Source organism: Planomonospora alba (genome assembly GCF_039534085.1).
Lineage (GTDB): Bacteria > Actinomycetota > Actinomycetes > Streptosporangiales > Streptosporangiaceae > Planomonospora_B > Planomonospora_B alba.
The window spans coordinates 18,677-35,086 of sequence record NZ_BAAAUT010000033.1 but is presented as its reverse complement, the minus strand read 5'-3'; the positions used below and the strand labels follow the sequence as shown (position 1 = coordinate 35,086).

General features: G+C 74.1%; 12 protein-coding genes. 7 read left to right on the top strand and 5 right to left on the bottom strand.

Annotation, left to right across the window (positions count from 1 at the left end; translation table 11 throughout):
* Positions 1 to 59: 59 nt before the first annotated feature.
* Positions 60 to 1,352 carry a helix-turn-helix domain-containing protein gene (locus tag ABD823_RS20495; protein WP_344861963.1) on the bottom strand — a complete coding sequence of 431 codons (1,293 nt, stop codon included), beginning with the start codon at positions 1,350 to 1,352 and terminating at the stop codon, positions 60 to 62.
* Between the two features lie 55 nt (positions 1,353 to 1,407).
* On the opposite strand from ABD823_RS20495, the gene ABD823_RS20490 reads away from it, so the two are divergent.
* The 4 genes from ABD823_RS20490 (at position 1,408) to ABD823_RS20475 (ending at position 8,980) form a co-directional block, all read left to right on the top strand.
* Positions 1,408 to 1,560 (top strand): hypothetical protein, encoded by a 153-nt coding sequence (locus tag ABD823_RS20490; protein WP_344861962.1) that lies wholly within the window; start codon positions 1,408 to 1,410, stop codon positions 1,558 to 1,560.
* Between the two features lie 646 nt (positions 1,561 to 2,206).
* Positions 2,207 to 5,182, top strand: a complete 2,976-nt coding sequence (locus ABD823_RS20485) for an AfsR/SARP family transcriptional regulator (protein ID WP_344861960.1) — start codon at positions 2,207 to 2,209, stop codon at positions 5,180 to 5,182.
* A 106-nt stretch (positions 5,183 to 5,288) separates the two neighbouring features.
* Positions 5,289 to 7,517 carry a molybdopterin cofactor-binding domain-containing protein gene (locus ABD823_RS20480; RefSeq protein ID WP_344861958.1) on the top strand — a complete coding sequence of 743 codons (2,229 nt, stop codon included), beginning with the start codon at positions 5,289 to 5,291 and terminating at the stop codon, positions 7,515 to 7,517.
* Positions 7,518 to 7,603: 86 nt separating this feature from the next.
* The gene (locus tag ABD823_RS20475; RefSeq protein ID WP_344861956.1) at positions 7,604 to 8,980 is read left to right on the top strand and encodes an NCS2 family permease; all 1,377 of its coding nucleotides are present in this window, start codon (positions 7,604 to 7,606) and stop codon (positions 8,978 to 8,980) included.
* 205 nt (positions 8,981 to 9,185) lie between these two features.
* On the opposite strand, the gene ABD823_RS20470 is transcribed toward ABD823_RS20475, so the two are convergent.
* Positions 9,186 to 10,166: an excalibur calcium-binding domain-containing protein gene (locus ABD823_RS20470; RefSeq protein ID WP_344861954.1), complete on the bottom strand. Its 981-nt coding sequence runs from the start codon at positions 10,164 to 10,166 to the stop codon at positions 9,186 to 9,188.
* Between the two features lie 500 nt (positions 10,167 to 10,666).
* Here ABD823_RS20470 and ald point away from each other — a divergent pair, with 500 nt between their 5' ends.
* Positions 10,667 to 11,782, top strand: a complete 1,116-nt coding sequence (ald, locus tag ABD823_RS20465; RefSeq protein WP_344861952.1) for an alanine dehydrogenase — start codon at positions 10,667 to 10,669, stop codon at positions 11,780 to 11,782.
* 22 nt (positions 11,783 to 11,804) lie between these two features.
* Here ald and ABD823_RS20460 read toward each other — a convergent pair whose 3' ends face one another.
* The gene (locus tag ABD823_RS20460; protein ID WP_344861950.1) at positions 11,805 to 12,824 is read right to left on the bottom strand and encodes a TerC/Alx family metal homeostasis membrane protein; all 1,020 of its coding nucleotides are present in this window, start codon (positions 12,822 to 12,824) and stop codon (positions 11,805 to 11,807) included.
* 571 nt (positions 12,825 to 13,395) lie between these two features.
* A complete protein-coding gene (locus ABD823_RS20455; protein WP_344861949.1) occupies positions 13,396 to 14,088 on the bottom strand; it encodes a thioredoxin-like domain-containing protein in 693 nt (230 codons plus the stop codon).
* A gap of 121 nt (positions 14,089 to 14,209) precedes the next feature.
* On the opposite strand from ABD823_RS20455, the gene ABD823_RS20450 reads away from it, so the two are divergent.
* On the top strand, positions 14,210 to 14,899 hold the full coding sequence (locus ABD823_RS20450) for a DUF305 domain-containing protein (protein ID WP_344861947.1): 690 nt from the start codon (positions 14,210 to 14,212) through the stop codon (positions 14,897 to 14,899).
* Positions 14,900 to 14,998: 99 nt separating this feature from the next.
* Positions 14,999 to 15,295: a DUF3467 domain-containing protein gene (locus ABD823_RS20445; protein WP_344861945.1), complete on the top strand. Its 297-nt coding sequence runs from the start codon at positions 14,999 to 15,001 to the stop codon at positions 15,293 to 15,295.
* A gap of 107 nt (positions 15,296 to 15,402) precedes the next feature.
* Here the strand turns inward: ABD823_RS20445 and trpS are convergent, their stop codons facing one another.
* Complete coding sequence (gene trpS, locus ABD823_RS20440; RefSeq protein ID WP_344861943.1) at positions 15,403 to 16,368, bottom strand: tryptophan--tRNA ligase; 966 nt, start codon at positions 16,366 to 16,368, stop codon at positions 15,403 to 15,405.
* Between the last annotated feature and the right edge of the window lie 42 nt (positions 16,369 to 16,410).

Sequence of the window (16,410 nt, the reverse complement as noted above, 5' to 3'; positions counted from 1 at the left end):
GGCTACCGACGCCACCGGCCGGTCCCTACCCCCGTGCCCGCTCCGGCCGGCGCGCCGGGCTACAGGCCCACGCCGGAAAGGGCCCGCCGGTAGGCCTCCACGCTCCGCCCGTGCTCGTCGATCCGCTCCAGGATCTCGGCGGCGGTGAGCCACGAGCGCGTGGTGAAGTGGGTGCTCGGCAGCGGGCCCAGCAGTTCGGTCGCCTTCTCCAGCTCGCGCACGGCCTCCTCCGCCCTGCCGAGCTCGGCGAGGGCGCGGCCGGCCAGGACGCGCACGTCGGCCTGCATGTCCTCCGGCATGCCGTCGAGCATGGAAAGGACCGGGCGGATGTGCAGCTCCGCCTGCTCGGGGGAGCCCAGCAGGAGCTCGGCCCGGGCGATGCTCATGGCGCAGCGCATCTTGTCCATCGCGTTGGCGGAGCTCTCCGCGAGCTCCCTCTCCACCTTCAGCAGCAGGTCGCGCCAGGCCCGCGCCTCCGCGGGGCGGATCTCCAGCATGATCATCGCGTAGTCGTTGCGGAGGCGCGCGTAGCGGCGGGGGTCGCCCTGCTCCGACTGGATGGCCAGGGCCCTTTCGAAGTGGGCGACGGCCTGCTCGCCCTGACCGGTCTGGGAGGCCAGGATCGCGGCCTCCCAGTGCGCGAGGGTCAGCGCCAGCGGCGTGCCGAGCGCCTCGGCCGCGGCGACGAGCTCGGCGCAGAAGTGGCCGGCGCGCAGCAGGTCGCCCCGGTCGATGTAGGCCGCCAGGAGCTGCACGCCCAGCCGGATGAGGCCGTCGTCCCAGGCGGGCCGGTCCGCCCCGCCGAGGACCTCCTCCACGATGCGCACGGCCAGTGCCAGCTCCCCCTTCTCCCGGTAGCAGCGGGAGAGCTGGGTCACGACGTCGATGTTCCGCTCGGGGGAGATCTCGGAGGCGTCCCGCCCGCGCAGCCCGTTCAGCAGGTCGATCGCCGCGTCCAGGTCGCCGCAGGCCTGAGAGGCGAGCGCCAGCCCGTACTCGGCCTCCTGCCGGAGCTGCGGCAGCCCGGCGAGGCCGTCGTCGGCGAGCAGCTCGGCGTAGCGGGTGCGCGCCTCCGCGACCTCGCCGTTCTCCATCGCCAGGTGGGCGTAGCCCAGCCCCAGCTCGATCTCGCGCATCTGCTCGGCGGTCACGCCGTTGACCAGGTAGGTGAGCGAGCAGTCGAGTTTCCGCGCCAGCAGTTCCAGCACCGCGGGAGTCGGCGTGCGCTTGCCGCTCTCAATGAGGGAGACATAGCTGTCGGACAGTTCGGGATGCGCGAGCTGGGCCTGGGAGAGGCCACGCTGACGGCGCATGGTCTTGATACGCTGTCCGACCAAGTCTTGACCAGCCACGTTGCTCCTTGAAAGATGTTGGTCGAGCAGCAGAACCTACGACAGGAGTCTCCCCGTGCGTCGACGTCTTGCCATCTCCGCCCTCGCCACCGTGCTCACGGCCCTGTTCGCCGTTTCGGCCAATGCTACGGCGGCGAGCGCTGCTTCGTCTCCCTCCGAGGCGGCCGGGATCGCGGTTCAGTACGGCCCGGTCGGCCACGCCGACTAAGGCGGCCACGGCTCGCACCTGAGGCCGGGAAGCCGCTCTGACCTGCTGAGACGGGCAGCGTCCCGCCGCATCGCCACGCCAGGGACGCTCGGCGTGCGAATCCCGTGGAGAACACGGGGGACGCCGAGCGTCCACTCCATGTCCCGCTCCCCACGATCGCATTCCGGTCCGCCCCCGCGATAACTAACGGCACACGCGAGAAAACCATATTTCGGAGACCGGCACAAGAGCGGGCGGAAATCCATCGGACAGGCCGGGGCATTCCACGGCCGGAAGCCCGGGGAATGCCCTCCGGTTTCCTTTCCCCGGACCCTCCGCACATCGCGGAGAATCACCCCGCCGCCTTTCCGTCCGGCCTCCCGCCGCAGTCCGTTCCTGCGCGGCCCGTTCCACCGGGGTCATCGGCCGGCGGTGAATTCCCCGCGCCGCGGGACGGCGCCCGGAACGGCGCGGACACCCTGCCGCCGACGCGTCCCCAGGGGGATAAACGCCATTCGATCCGCCGTCGATACACCGCCAATACATTACAGACCATCATGATTCGGAAGCCTTTGACCGGACCGGTCGATCAAATAACATCTCCCCCTGAAGCTCGGCGCGGGCGTCCGGGTCCGGCCGCACGCCCGCCGAGGCGGGAGCTCATCGGGTGAGATTCTCAGTGCTGGGTGCCCTGGCGGTGTGCGACGCCGACGGCGGGGCGGTCCCGCTCCGGCGCCGCAAGCACCGGCAGCTGCTGGCGACGCTCCTCCTCGATGCCAACACGCCCGTCTCCGCCGACCGCCTGCTGGACGCCCTGTGGGACGGCTCGCCTCCCCCGTCCGCCGAGCAGAACCTCAAGACCTACGTCCACACGGTGCGGAAGCTGCTGTCCCCCGGCGGCCCCCGCTCGGCGCCGATCCGGACCCACGGGACCGGCTACCTCATCGCCGTCCCGCCCGGCGAGCTCGACCTCCTCGTCTTCCAGGACCTGGTACGGCAGGGCAGGCGGTCCGCCCGCGAGGGGGACGCCGAGGCCGCGTGCCGGCGCTTCGAGCAGGCGCTGGGGCTGTGGCGGGGCGAGCCCCTCCAGGACTCCGGCGGGAGCCGCTTCCTGGACGACGCCGCCGACCGCCTGGCCGGGGAGCGGGTCTCCGTGCTGGAGGAGCTGGCGGAGCTCCGGATCCGCCTGGGCAGGTACGCCGAGGCGGTCTCCGACCTGCGCCCGGCGGTCACGGCGCACCCGCTGCGGGAAGGGCTCTGGCGGCAGCTCATGCTGGCCCTGCACCGGTCGGGGGACCGGGCCGGCGCCCTCGCCGCGTACCGGCGGCTGCGGGAGGTCCTCGTGGCGGAGACCGGCCTGGAGCCGGGCCGCGCCGTCCAGGACCTCCACCGGCGCATCCTCACCTCCGGGGCCGGGCCCGGCCCGGCCCCGGAGGCGCCCGCCCCTCCCCCCGGCCGGGGTGCGCGGCCCGCCGGGGCCCGGACGGGGGTGCCCCGCCAGCTCCCGCGCGACCTCGCGGGCTTCGTCGGGCGCAGCGAGGAGCTCGTCCGGCTCCGCTCGCTGCTCGCCCCCTGGGACGGCGGCCCGCCGCACCACGTGGTCGCGATCACCGGCCCGCCCGGGTCCGGCAAGTCGGCGCTGGCCGTGCGGGCCGCGCACGCGGTCGGCGACGGCTTCCCCGACGGGCAGCTCTACGCCGACCTGCACGGGGCGACGCCCGGCATCCGGCGGCTGGAGCCGCTGGAGGTGCTCGGCCGCTTCCTGCGCGACCTGGGGGTGCCCGCGCAGGCCGTACCGGACGACGTGGACGAGGCGGCGGCCCTGTGGCGCAGCAGGCTCGCCGGGCGGCGGGTCCTCGTCGTGCTGGACGACGCGGCGGACCTGGCCCAGATCCGCCCGCTGCTGTCGGTCCCGGCGGGCAACGCGATCCTGGCCACCAGCAGGGAGAACTTCGCCCTGGTCGACGACTGCGTGCGGGTGCGCATCGGCGAGATGCGCGCGACCGAGGCCGCGGCCATGTTCGCGAAGGTGGCCGGCGCCGAACGCGCCGCCGAGGACGTCCGGGCGACCGGCCGGCTGATCGAGCTGTGCGGGGGGCTGCCCCTTGCCGTGGGCATCGCCGGGGCCCGGCTGGCGAACCGGCCGCGCTGGGCGGTGGCCGACCTGGTGGAGCGGCTGGAGGACGAGCGGCGGCGGCTGCACGAGCTGGAGACGGGCGACCTGGCGGTCCGCTCCAGCCTGGCGGTCAGCTACGACCTGCTGGCCGGCAGCGCGCACCCGCTCGACCGGACCGCCGCCCGGACCCTGCGCATGCTCGGCGTGCTCCAGGTGGCCGACGTGACGGCCCACGTCGTCGGCGCCCTCCTCGACGAGCCCGCCGACACGGCGGAGCGGGCGCTGGAGCGGCTGGTGGACGCGCACCTGGTCGAGTGCGACGAGCCCGGCAGGTACCGCATGCACGACCTGGTGCGGCTGTTCGCCCGCGAACAGGCGGCGCTCCAGGACCGGGAGGCCGGCACCGCCGCGCTGAACCGGGCGCTGCGGACGTACATCGCGACGGCTCATCTCGCCGTCCGGCTCGGCGGCCACCCCCGGCTGGTCCGGTCCCGGGTCGACCCCGGGGCGAACCCGGTCCCGCTGGCCTCGGAGCACGAGGCGGACAGGTGGCTGGAGCGCGAGTGGCGCAACCTCATGGCCGCCGCCTCCCAGGCCATGGAGCGATCGGCGGAGCAGGACCGGGAGACCGTCCGCCTGGGCGCGCACCTGGTGTTCGCCTTCTTCTGGTACACCCTCTACAACGGCCTGCGCGCCCGCACGCTCATGATCAGCCGCGCGGCGCTCCGCGCCGGCCAGCGGCTCGGCGACCCCCTGGTCGAGGCGCTGGGGCACAACCACCTGGCCGACGCCTACACCACCAACTACCGGTACGCGGAGGCCGCCGCCCACCACGAGCGGCAGCTGGCCCTCTACCGGGGACTCGGCGACCCGTGGGGGGAGCAGCGGGCCCTGGGCGGGCTCGCCCACGCCTACGGCGAGCTGCGGCGCTACGAGGAGGCCATCCGGTGCGCCGAGTCCCAGCTCGCGATCTGCCGGGCGATCGGGCACCGGACCGGGGAGTGCTTCTCCCTGCTCACGCTCGGCGAGGCGCTCCACCGGACCGGCCGGAGCGACCAGGCCCTGCCGACCCTCGGCAGGGCCCTGGCGGAGAGCCGGAGCATCGGCCATCTCCGCTACGAGACGTGCGTCCTGGAGAAGCTGGGCGACCTCCACCTGGACCTCGGCGACCCGCTGACGGCCAGGCGCCACTACGAGGAGAGCCTGTCCCTGTCGCGGGCCGCGAAGATGACCATCGCCGCGCCGTACCTCCTGCTCGGCCTCGCCCGCGCCCACCGCCTGCTCGGGGACCTCGACCAGGCGGAGCGCTACGCGGCCCGCGCCCTGGAGGCCGTGCGGGCGGTGGAGGACACCGTGCTGGAGGAGCGGGTGCTGCGGGAGCGCTCCGCGATCCTCGCCGCCCGGCGCGGGACCGGCTCCCCCCCGGGGTCCGCGACGGGCCTCGCAACGGGATCCGCGGCGGGGGCCGCGATGGGACCGGCGGGGTCCGCGGCGGGGCCGACGGTCAGGGGGGCCGCCGCGCCCTGAGCGCCCCGGCGGGCCGCGGGAACCGCAACAGTCGCCAACGGCCGGGCCCGCCGTTCCGCGCTGTCTGCCATGGACCCGCCCCGAACTGCGCTGATGTACTGCGAGGGTGAGCGGAATCGAGACACGGCCGCACCGGGGCATCGGGGAGAGCGTGCTGCGCCCCGACGGGACGCCGAAGGTGACGGGCGAGTTCGCCTACTCCTCCGACCTGTACCTGGCGGGCATGATCTGGGGCGTCACCCTGCGCAGCCCGCACCCGTCGGCGTGGATCCGGTCGGTCGACACCGGACCCGCCCTCGCCGTGCCCGGCGTGCTCGCCGTGCTCACCCACGAGGACGTGCCCGGCGCGAAGTTCTACGGCCTGGAGCGCGCCGACCAGCCGGTGCTCGCCGTGGACCGGGTCCGCCACCAGGGCGAGCCGGTGGCGCTGGTCGCCGCCGACCACCCCGAGCGCGCCCGGCGGGCGGCCGCGGCGATCGCCGTGGAGTACGAGGTCCGCGAACCGGTGACGGACCCGCGCCGGGCCGCCTTCGACCCGCACTGCCCGAAGGTCCACGAGGGCGGCAACGTCCTGCGCCACCAGCCGGTCCGGGTCGGCCTCGACCCCGCCGAGGTGGCCGCCGACGTCGTGGTCGCCGGCGAGTACGAGGTCGGCATGCAGGACCAGGCCTTCCTCGGTCCGGAGTCCGGCCTGGCGGTGCCGGCCGAGGACGGCGGGGTGGACCTGTTCGTCGCGACCCAGTGGCTGCACGTGGACCGCGACCAGATCGCGCCCTGCCTGGGCCTGCCGCCGGAGAAGGTACGGCTGGCGCTGGCCGGGGTGGGCGGCGCGTTCGGCGCCCGCGAGGACCTGTCCATGCAGGTCCACGCGTGCATGCTGGCGCTGCGCACCGGCCGGCCCGTCAAGATGGTCTACACCCGCGAGGAGTCGTTCCTCGGCCACGTGCACCGGCACCCGGCCCGGATGCGCTACGAGCACGGCGCCACCCGGGACGGGAGGCTGCTGTACGTCAAGGCGGAGATCCTGCTCGACGGCGGCGCCTACTGCTCCTCCTCCTCCGCCGTGGTCGGCAACGCCGCCTCGCTCGGCGTCGGGCCGTACGAGGTGCCCAACGTCCGCGTCGACGCCTACGGCGTCTACACCAACAACCCGCCCTGCGGCGCGATGCGCGGCTTCGGCGCGGTGCAGGCCTGCTACGCCTACGAGTCGCAGATGGACAGACTGGCCGAGGCGTGCGGCCTGGACCCGGTCGAGGTCCGCGTCCGCAACGCCGTCTCCCAGGGCTCGGCCCTGGCCACCGGGCAGGTCGTCGACTCCCCCGCCCCGCTCGCGGACATGCTCCGCGAGCTGGCCGCGCTGCCGCTGCCGCCGGAGAACCCGGGCGGACTGTTCGACCTACCCGGCGGCGCCGGGCGGACCACCCGCGGCGAGGGGGTGCGGCGCGGCGTCGGGTACGGCGTGGGCATCAAGAACATCTGCTTCTCCGAGGGCTTCGACGACCACTCCACCGCGCGGGTCCGCGTGGAGCTGCTCGGCGGCGAGCCGCACGTGCTGGTGCACACCGCGGCGGCCGAGGTCGGCCAGGGACTGGTCACGGTCCAGGAGCAGATCGCCCGCACCGAGCTGGGAGGTCTGGGCCTCGACCGGGTGACGGTCGCGGGCGCCGACACCTCGGTCGGCTCGGCGGGTTCCTCGTCGGCCTCCCGCCAGTCCTACGTCACCGGCGGCGCGGTCCGCGCGGCCTGCCTGGCCGTGCGGGGGCGGCTGGAGGCGCTGATGGCCGGCGGGGCCGCGCTCGCCGAGGTCCTGGAGCGGCACGGCCCGGTGGAGGAGACCCGCGAGTACCGCCACCGGCCGACCTTCCCGATGGACCCGGTCACCGGGCAGGGCGACTCCCACACCCAGCTCGCGCTGTGCGTGCACCGGGCGGTGGTGGACGTCGACGTCGAGCTCGGCCTGGTCAAGGTGGTGGAGCTGGCGGCCGTGCAGGACGTGGGGCGGATCCTGAACCGGCTCGCGCTGGAGGGGCAGATCCACGGCGGCTCGGCGCAGGGGCTGGGGCTGGCGCTGATGGAGGAGGTCCAGGTGCGCGGGGGGCGGGTGCTGAACCCGTCGTTCACCGACTACCTCATCCCCACCGTCCTGGACATGCCGCCGATGCGGGTGTCGATCCTGGAGAACCCCGACCCGCACGCGCCGTACGGCCTGCGGGGCGCGGGCGAGCCGCCCACCCTCTCCTCGACCCCGGCGGTGGCGGCGGCCGTGCGGGCCGCGACCGGGCTGGAGCTGCCCCGGGTGCCGATCCGCCCCCATGACATCGCGCTGAGCGGGTAGGAAGCGGGGGTCCCCCGCGTGTCGGAGGGGCGGCCCCGGCCGTGCGCGCCGGGAGGAGGGCCGTCCCCGCGTGTGAGAGGGGGCCCGTGGACCGGCTGTTCGAGCTGTCCGCGCGGGGGACGACCGTCGCCCGGGAGATCAGGGGCGGCGTCACCACGTTCATGGCGATGGCCTACATCCTGCTGCTCAACCCGATCATCCTGGCCGGCGCCGTCGACGTCACCGGGGCGCGGCTCTCGGTCCCGCAGCTCACCACGGCGACCGCGCTGACCGCCGCGGTCAGCACCCTGCTGATGGCCGTGGCCGGCAACGCGCCGTTCGGCCTGGCGGCGGGCCTGGGGCTGAACGCGGTGGTCGCCTACCAGGCCGCGCCGTACATGACCTGGCCGCAGGCCATGGGGCTGGTCGTGCTGGAGGGCCTGGTGATCGTGCTGCTGGCCGTCTCCGGGCTCCGGCAGCTCATCATGAACGCCATCCCGCTCGCGCTGAAGCACGCCATCAGCGTGGGGATCGGCATGTTCATCGCGCTGATCGGCCTGGTGGACGCCGGGTTCGTGGCGCGCGGCACGGGCACGCCCGTGCAGCTGGGCGCGGCCGGGCACCTGTCGGGGTGGCCGGTGGCGCTGTTCTGCCTCGGGCTGCTGCTGATGATCGTGCTGTACGTGCGCCGGGTACGGGCGGCCATCCTGGTGAGCATCGCGGTCACGGCCGTGGCCGCGGTGGCGGTGAACGCGGTGGCCGCGGTCGATCCGGCGAGCTGGGGCGTCGTGGTGCCGCGCGTGCCGGAGGGGGTGGTCTCCGCGCCCGACTTCGGGCTGGTCGGCCGGGTGGACCTGTTCGGCGGGTTCGCCCGGGCGGGGGCGGTGACCGCCACCGTGGTGCTGTTCACGCTCGTGCTGTCGGGGTTCTTCGACGCGATGGGCACCATCATCGGGGTCAGCGACGAGGCCGGGCTGGTGGACGAGCGGGGCCGGGTGCCCCGGCTGGGGGCCATCCTGACGGTCGACGGCGTCTCCGGGGCGCTCGGCGGGCTCTGCAGCGCCTCGGCCGGCACGGTCTTCGTCGAGTCGGCGGCCGGGGTCGGCGAGGGGGCCAGGACCGGTCTGGCCTCCCTGGTGACCGGAGGTCTGTTCGCGCTGTCGCTGCTGTTCACCCCGCTCGCGGCGGTGGTCCCGGCCGCCGCGGCGGCGCCTGCGCTGGTGCTGGTGGGCGCGCTGATGATGGCCCAGGCGCGGCACGTGCCCTGGACCGACCCGTCGCTGGCGATCCCGGCGTTCCTGACGATCGCGGTGATGCCGTTCACCTACGGGATCACCAACGGCGTCGGCGCGGGCGTGATCGCCTACACGGTGATCCAGGCGGCGCTGGGCCGGGCCGGCAAGGTGCCGTGGCTGCTGTGGGCGGTCGCGCTGGTCTTCACCGTGTACTTCGGCATCGGCGCCGTCGAGCAGGTCCTCGGCTGACAGCGAGGACGCGGGTGAACGCCTCCCGGTGAGGTCCGGCCCGTCGTCTGACTGACCATCGTGTCCTCAACCCGATCCGCCGGCTCCGTCCGGGAGGCGTCCGCCTGCACCCACCGGGCGCGCCGGCCCCGGGCGGGCGGCGGCCCCGGTGCGCGGCGGGTCATCGGGCGGGCGGCGCCGGGCGCGGCGCGGCGGCGGCGTCCGGTCAGGCCAGGTCGCCCTCGTCGCAGGCGGTGCCGTCCCGGTCCTTGTCGATGTACCAGGCGTACTCCGGGCGGGTCTCCTTGTTGTACGGTCCGTAGCCCTCCTGGTCCGCCTCCTCGCAGGTGCGGTACCGGGGATCCCTGCCGCCCGAGGCGGGTGCGAGGGGGGTGGGGCGCGCGGCCGTGCCGGTCCGGCCGGAGGAGGCGGAGGAGGGGGCCGTCGTGGCCCGCCCCTGGCCTGCGGGGGCCGTGGCCTGGCCCTGGCCTTGACCCTGCCCCTGGCCCGCGGGGGCCGTGGCCTGGCCCTGGCCCTGGCCCTGGCCCGCCGGGGGCGTCGCGGCGGGCCCGGTGGGAGCTCCCGTGGGGACTCCCGTGGGAACCGTGCCGCCGGTGGGCGCCGTCCCGGTCGGACCGCCGGGCGGCGGGGTGGCGGGCGGCACGCCGGAGGCGCCGCCGCGCAGCCGGGCGACCATCGCCTCGGCCTGCTCCCTGGTGAAGGAGCCGCCGATCAGCATGCTGTCGTCGGTGACCTCCTCGTCGACCCGGGGCGCGGCGACCACCGTGCCGCCCACGACGATGGCGATCTGCTGGTCGACCGCCTCCCTGGTCAGGCTGTTGATCCGGTCCTGGAAGGCGGGTGCCAGGGTGATGCGGACCGCGTAGGCGCCGCTCGCCTCCCGGATCGCCTCGATGCCCCGCACGGCGGTCACGTCCACCCCCGCGGCGACGTCGTAGCACGTCTGCCCGGTGTCATCGGGAACGCCCTGGGGGGTCGTGCAGGGGCCCGGCAGCTGCGCGATGACCGGGGCGAAGTGGATGGGCGCGGGCAGCCGCTGCGGCGGCGGGGCGCCGAGCGGCACGCCGGGGTTGCGGGTCATGAGCACCGCGACGGTGGCGAGCACGCCGGTGGTCAGCACCACCAGGACCAGCGCCACGACGAGGACGGCGGTGGTGGCCCGGCTCGCCCTCGGCCCCTCCGGCACCGGGGGGACCGGCCCGGCGCCGGGGCGGTGCGTCCCGGCCGGGCCCGCCGCCCCCCGCGGTCCCGGCGCGCCCGGCGGTTCCGGCCGGTCCTGCGGGCCCGGCCGCCCCGGCCCGCCTTGCGGATCCGGCCCGCCCCGCGGGCCCTGCGGTCCCGGTCCGCCCTGTGGATCCGGACCTGACGGCGGGGGCCCCGGAGGCACGTCCGCGGGCGCCCCGTAGGGCGGTCCGGCAGGAGCCGGCGGCGGCTCGGGCGGTCCGGCGGGACCCGAGTGCTTACCCATCGTCAATTCCCCGCGCTCTCCAGGTGTGCTGGCGCGAGCCTACCGATCTCCGCAAAGAGTGCGTAATCGGCCGGTCGGCCTCCGTCACCGGGATCACGGGGAGCGGTCAAGGCTGACACGGTGTAACCAACGGCGATCGATTCCTTCCTCTCCGGGCATGGCGACCTCTTCCCCGGGAACGCAAAGTGAAGAGGACTGCAGGCGACCCTGGAGGCGTTGTGAAGATCGCAGTTCCCCGCGAGGTGAAGAACCACGAGTACCGCGTGGCCCTCACCCCCGCGGGAGCCCACGAGCTCGTCCGGCAGGGCCACCGGGTCTTCGTCGAGAAGGGCGCCGGAGCCGGGTCCTCGATCCCCGACGCCGACTTCGCCGCGGTGGGCGCGGCCATCCTGGACGACGCGGACGACGTGTGGGCGGCGGGCGACCTCGTCCTCAAGGTGAAGGAGCCCGTCCCCGAGGAGTACCACCGGATGCGCAAGGGGCAGGTGCTCTTCACCTACCTGCACCTGGCCGCCTCCGCGGACTGCACCCGCGCCATGCTGGAGTCCGGGGTCACCGGCCTGGCCTACGAGACCGTGCAGACCGCGGACGGCCGCCTGCCCCTGCTGGCGCCGATGTCGGAGGTGGCCGGGCGGCTCGCCCCGCAGGTCGGCGCCTACCACCTCATGCGCCAGGGCGGCGGGCGCGGCGTGCTCATGGGGGGCGTGCCGGGCGTGCACGCGGCCCGGGTGGTGGTGATCGGCGCCGGCGTGTCCGGCATGAACGCCGCGGTCATCGCACTGGGCATGCACGCCGAGGTGGTGCTGCTCGACAAGAGCGTCGACCGGCTCCGCCAGGCCGACGCCGTCTACCGGGGGCACTGCCGTACGGTCGCGTCGAACAGCTACGAGATCGAGCGCGCCGTCCTGGACGCCGACCTGGTCATCGGCGCGGTGCTGGTGCCCGGTGCGAAGGCCCCCACGCTGGTCGGCAGCGACCTGGTGGCCCGGATGCGGCCCGGCTCGGTCCTCGTCGACATCTCCATCGACCAGGGCGGCTGCTTCGAGGACTCCCGGCCGACCACCCACGCCGAGCCGACCTACCGCGTCCACGAATCGGTGTTCTACTGCGTGGCGAACATGCCGGGCGCCGTCCCGCACACCTCGACCTACGCGCTGACCAACGTGACCCTGCCCTACGTCCTGGCCGTCGCCGAGCTGGGCTGGCGGGAGGCGCTCCGCCGCGACCCGGCGCTGGCCCTGGGGCTGAACACGCACGAGGGGCACCTGACCAACCGGCCCGTGGCCGAGGCCCACGGGCTGGAGGCGGTGCCCCCCGCGCAGGTGCTCGCCTGAGCGGCCCGCCGGCGGGGAGGCGTCAGCGCCCCACCGGCGAGGAGAGCGCGGCCCGCCGCTCGTCCCTGCGGTTGGCGTAGACGCTCGTGGCCGTGACGGTGGCCAGGACCGCGACGATGACGCCCAGCGAGAGCGGGGTGGGGATCTCCGGGACCCACGTCCAGATGCCGTGCGCCCAGTGCAGGACAAGCTTGACCCCGATGAAGGCCAGGATGATGCTGAGCCCGTGGTTGAGGTGGCGCAGCTTCGTCAGGATCCCCTGCATCACGAAGTAGAGCGCCCGCAGGCCCATCAGGGCGAAGGCGTTGGTGGCGAAGACGAGGTAGGGGTCCTCGGTCACGCCGTACACCGCGGGCACCGAGTCGACGGCGAAGACGATGTCGGTGGCGAAGACGGCCGTGACGGCCAGGGCCAGCGGGGTCAGGGCGCGGCGGCCGCCCTCCCGGACGACCATGCGGAAGCCGCGGTAGTCGTCCGTGACCGGCATGAAGCGGCGCAGCAGCCGGACCGTGCGCATGGAGGAGATGTCGACCTGCTGCTCGTGCCCGCCCAGCGCGTCCTTGAGGATCTTCACCGCGGTGACGATCAGCACCCCGCCGAAGAGCAGGAACGCCCAGGTGCCGCTCTGCAGGACGGCCGCCCCGAGCGCGATGAAGACCGCGCGCAGCACCAGCGCCCCGACGATCCCGTACAGCAGGACCCGCTGGGCCAGTGCGGCCGGGACCGCGAAGGCGGCCAGCAGCAGCATGAACACGAACAGGTTGTCCACCGAGAGCGACTTCTCCACCACGTAGCCGGTGAAGAACTCCACCGAGACGGTGGAGCCGTGGGCCGCCCACAGGTAGACGCCGAACAGCACGGGCAGGGCGATGTAGAAGACCGACCAGCCGACCGCCTCGCGCATGCGCACCTCGTGCGGGCGCCGGGTCAGGAAGGAGTCGAGGACCAGGAGCAGCAGCAGGACGGCGATGCTGACCGTCCAGAGCCCGGGTGAGCCGATCGTGTGGAGGTCGGCGGCGAGCAGGTTCACTTCAGCGGGCATAGGTCTCCCCGAACGCGTGTGATCGTTCGAGGTCTCCTTCACCCGCGCGGGACGGGCGGCCGCCCGGGGATGCTCCGAAGCATCCGTATTGACCGGGACCGGCTCTTGGGAAGTACTCCCCTCGCCCCATCAGGCTAGAGCACACGCGTGTCTTGTCAACGCGCCGGCCCTGCCCGCAGGGGTGCTCCACGGGTCCGGTCCCGGGTGTTTGAGCTGGTACGCACCGGGCACGGATAGAGGAATCCGGTGCGGACGGGGCCTTCACCGCCCGGCATCCCGGCCACCGCGGTGCGGTGCCGTCCGAGCGGGCGGCACCGGCGGCGGGGCCCGTCCGCGCAGCGCTTCTACGGTGAGGTCGAGGCGGTCACCATGTCGATCACCGTGCTCGTGGAGGTCCTGCTGGGCGTCCTGCTGACGGTCTCCGCGGTCGTCACCGTCGCCGTCCTGTGGCCGGGGCGGCCGAGACCCCGGCCGCCGTCCGCCCTCGATCCGCCGCTTCCGCACCGCCCGCCCGAGACCGGCGCGGGACGCCTGCCGCGCCGTACCTGCGCGGCGGCCCCCACCCGGGGGGTCAGGAGGTCGGCGTGGCGCTCGGCGACTCGCTCGCGTGGGGGTCGGGGGCGGGCGTGCTCGGCGCCGTCGTCGGGATCGGCTGCTCGGCGGCCGTGAAGTCCACGCCGCCGGTGCAGGCAGCGCCGAGCTCGGGGGTGTCGGGGCCCTGCTTGTACTTCTTGATGAACCTGGCCAGGCGCGGGTCGTCGGCGCCGTCCAGCTTGAGCTGCTTGTTCCAGGAGCTGGCCACGACCTTGGCCGGCAGGCCGGGGTACGGGCTCAGGAGCATGTAGTCGGCCGAGGCGTGCTCCTTGAGGATGTCCACCTGGTCCTTGGGCAGGTCGGGCCGGTAGGTGATCCACACGGCGCCGTGCTCCATCGAGTGCACGGCGTGCTCGTTGTTGATCGGCTCGTCGTAGATGCCGCAGTTCTGCCAGTACGGGTGGTGCTCCCCGCCCATGGGCGGGTTCTCCTTGTAGGAGACCTTGGTCTGGACGTGCTGGCTGCCGGGGTAGCTGGCGCTGGCGACCGCGTCCAGGGAGGTCTTCGACGACTGGTCGACGAGGTAGAACCCCACCACGCCGACGAGCAGGAGGATGACGGCTCCGCCGCCGCCCCACATCAGGAGCGCGGTCCGGCGCTCCTTGGCCTTCTGCTCGGCACGCATCCTGGCGAGCGTCTCCCGCCGCGCCTGCGTCTTGTCCTTCGACATCGATCCTCCACCCGGCGACCAATTCCGGGCCACCCTATGCCCTTACCGCGTATGTGGAGAATAAGGGATCCGCGGTGCGCGAGGACCCGGCCTCCACCGGGATGAGTAGGCTTGACCGGTAATGGAAAGCCTCGTTGAGAAGACTCCCGGACGCCGGCGGCGCCTGCCGGTCACCGTGGTGCTGGCCGGCCTGGCCGTGGCGGCCGCCGCGGTGCTGTTCCTGGGCAGGGGCGCCGGGCCGGCCGACGCCTCCGCCGAGGCCGGGTTCGCCCGCGACATGGCCGTCCACCACGCCCAGGCCGTGGAGATGTCGTTCATCGCCCGCGACGGCAGCACCGACGAGGCGCTGCGGAGCCTCGCCTACGACATCATCGTCACGCAGAGCGCCCAGCGCGGCATCTTCATGGGCTGGCTGCAGCAGTGGGGGCTCAGCCAGGCGTCCGACCGGCCCCCGATGGCCTGGATGGCCGGGCACGGCCACGGCGGCGGCCCCGCCGCCACGGCCACCGCCACGACCACCGCCGCGCCCGCCGCCGGGGCGGGCGCGATGCCGGGCATGGCCTCCGCCGAAGAGCTCGAGAGGCTCCGGGAGGCCGCGGGGAAGGAGCAGGAGATCCTCTTCCTGCAGCTCATGATCCGCCACCACGAGGGCGGGGTGGAGATGGCGGAGGGCGTCAGGAGGCTCTCCGGTCGTGACGAGGTGGTCACGATGGCCCGGCACATCGTGAACAGCCAGAGCGGTGAGATCAAATTGATGACGGACATGCTCGCGCAACGCGGCGGCCGGCCGCTGCCGTCCATACGGCAGTAGCCCCGCGACCGACATGTGAATAGTGTCAGTGTGTCCCCTGCGTGGCCGGATACCGGCCAGGGCAGCACGGAACGGACCTGGCCGGAGGAGACTGGAGCGATGAACGACGAGCCGGAGAACCGCCTGGAGGTGAGCATCTCCGCCGAGGTCGAGATGGGGCAGTACGCCAACTTCGCCTCGGTCTGGCACACCCAGGATGGGTTCGTCCTGGACTTCGCGGTGATCACCAGACCGCCGCAGCTGGCCAACGACCCGTCCTCGGGCCAGCACTTCGTCAGCGTGCCCACCCGGATCGTCAGCCGGATCCGCATCCCGCCGAGCCAGGTGTTCGAGCTGATGAAGGCGCTGGAGCAGCAGCTCACCCAGTACGAGCAGGAGACCGGCCAGAAGCACTGATCCCGCCTGCCCGGCCCGCCGCGGTCCCGTTGCGGCCGCGCCCGTCCCGCCCGGGACGGGCGCCGCGGACCCGGGGCGATGCGGGCGGGGCCGGGGTGCGGCGGGCCTCAGGCCAGGCCGATCGCCCGGCGGGCGGCGTCCACCACCTCCGCTCCGCGCTCGGCCGCCTGGGCGGCGTGCGCGGACAGGATCCGGTCCAGCTCCGCCGGGTCGGCGGACAGCTCGGCGAAGCGCCTCTGGACCGGGGCCAGCGTCTCGGCCACCGCCTCGGCCGCGTCCTTCTTGAGCGCGCCGTACGAGGGATAGGACAGCGACTCGACCGGCCGTCCGGTGCAGGCGGCGAGCATGGTGAGCAGGTTCGACACCCCCGGCTTGCGCTCGGGGTCGTGGCGGACCTCGGTCCCCGAGTCGGTGACCGCCCGCATGATCTTGCGCTTGACGGCGGCGGGCTCGTCCAGCAGGTAGACCGTCCCGGCCGTGGAGCCCTCGGACTTGCCCATCTTGGAGGTGGGGTCCGACAGGTCCATGACGCGGGCGGCCAGGCGCGGGTGCACGGCCTGCGGGACGGTGAAGGTCTCGCCGTAGCGGTGGTTGAAGCGCAGCGCCAGGTCGCGGGTGAGCTCCAGGTGCTGGCGCTGGTCCTCCCCCACCGGCACCAGCTCCGCCCGGTGCAGCAGGATGTCGGCGGCCATCAGCGCGGGGTAGGTCAGCAGTGACAGGCGCACCTCCTCCTGGGCCGCCGACTTCTCCTTGAACTGGATCATCCTGCGCATCTCGCCGTCGTGGGCCGTGCACTCCATCAGGTAGGCCAGCTCGGTGTGGGCCGGCACCCGCGACTGGACGTAGACCCCGGAGCGGTCCAGGCCGCAGGCGAGCAGCAGCGTCGCCGCCTCGCGGGTGCGCGCGCGCAGCTCCGCGGGGTCGTGCCTGATCGTCAGCGCGTGCAGGTCGGCGACGGCGTAGACGCAGTCGGCCTCGTCCTGGAGCCGTACGGCGGGCAGGATCGCGCCGAGGTAGTTGCCGAGCGTCAGGTGGCCGGTCGGCTTGAAGGCCGAGAAGGCGCGCTTGGTCATCGATCTCTCCTCATCGGTGTCGTCGAAGAGGACCACCGGGTC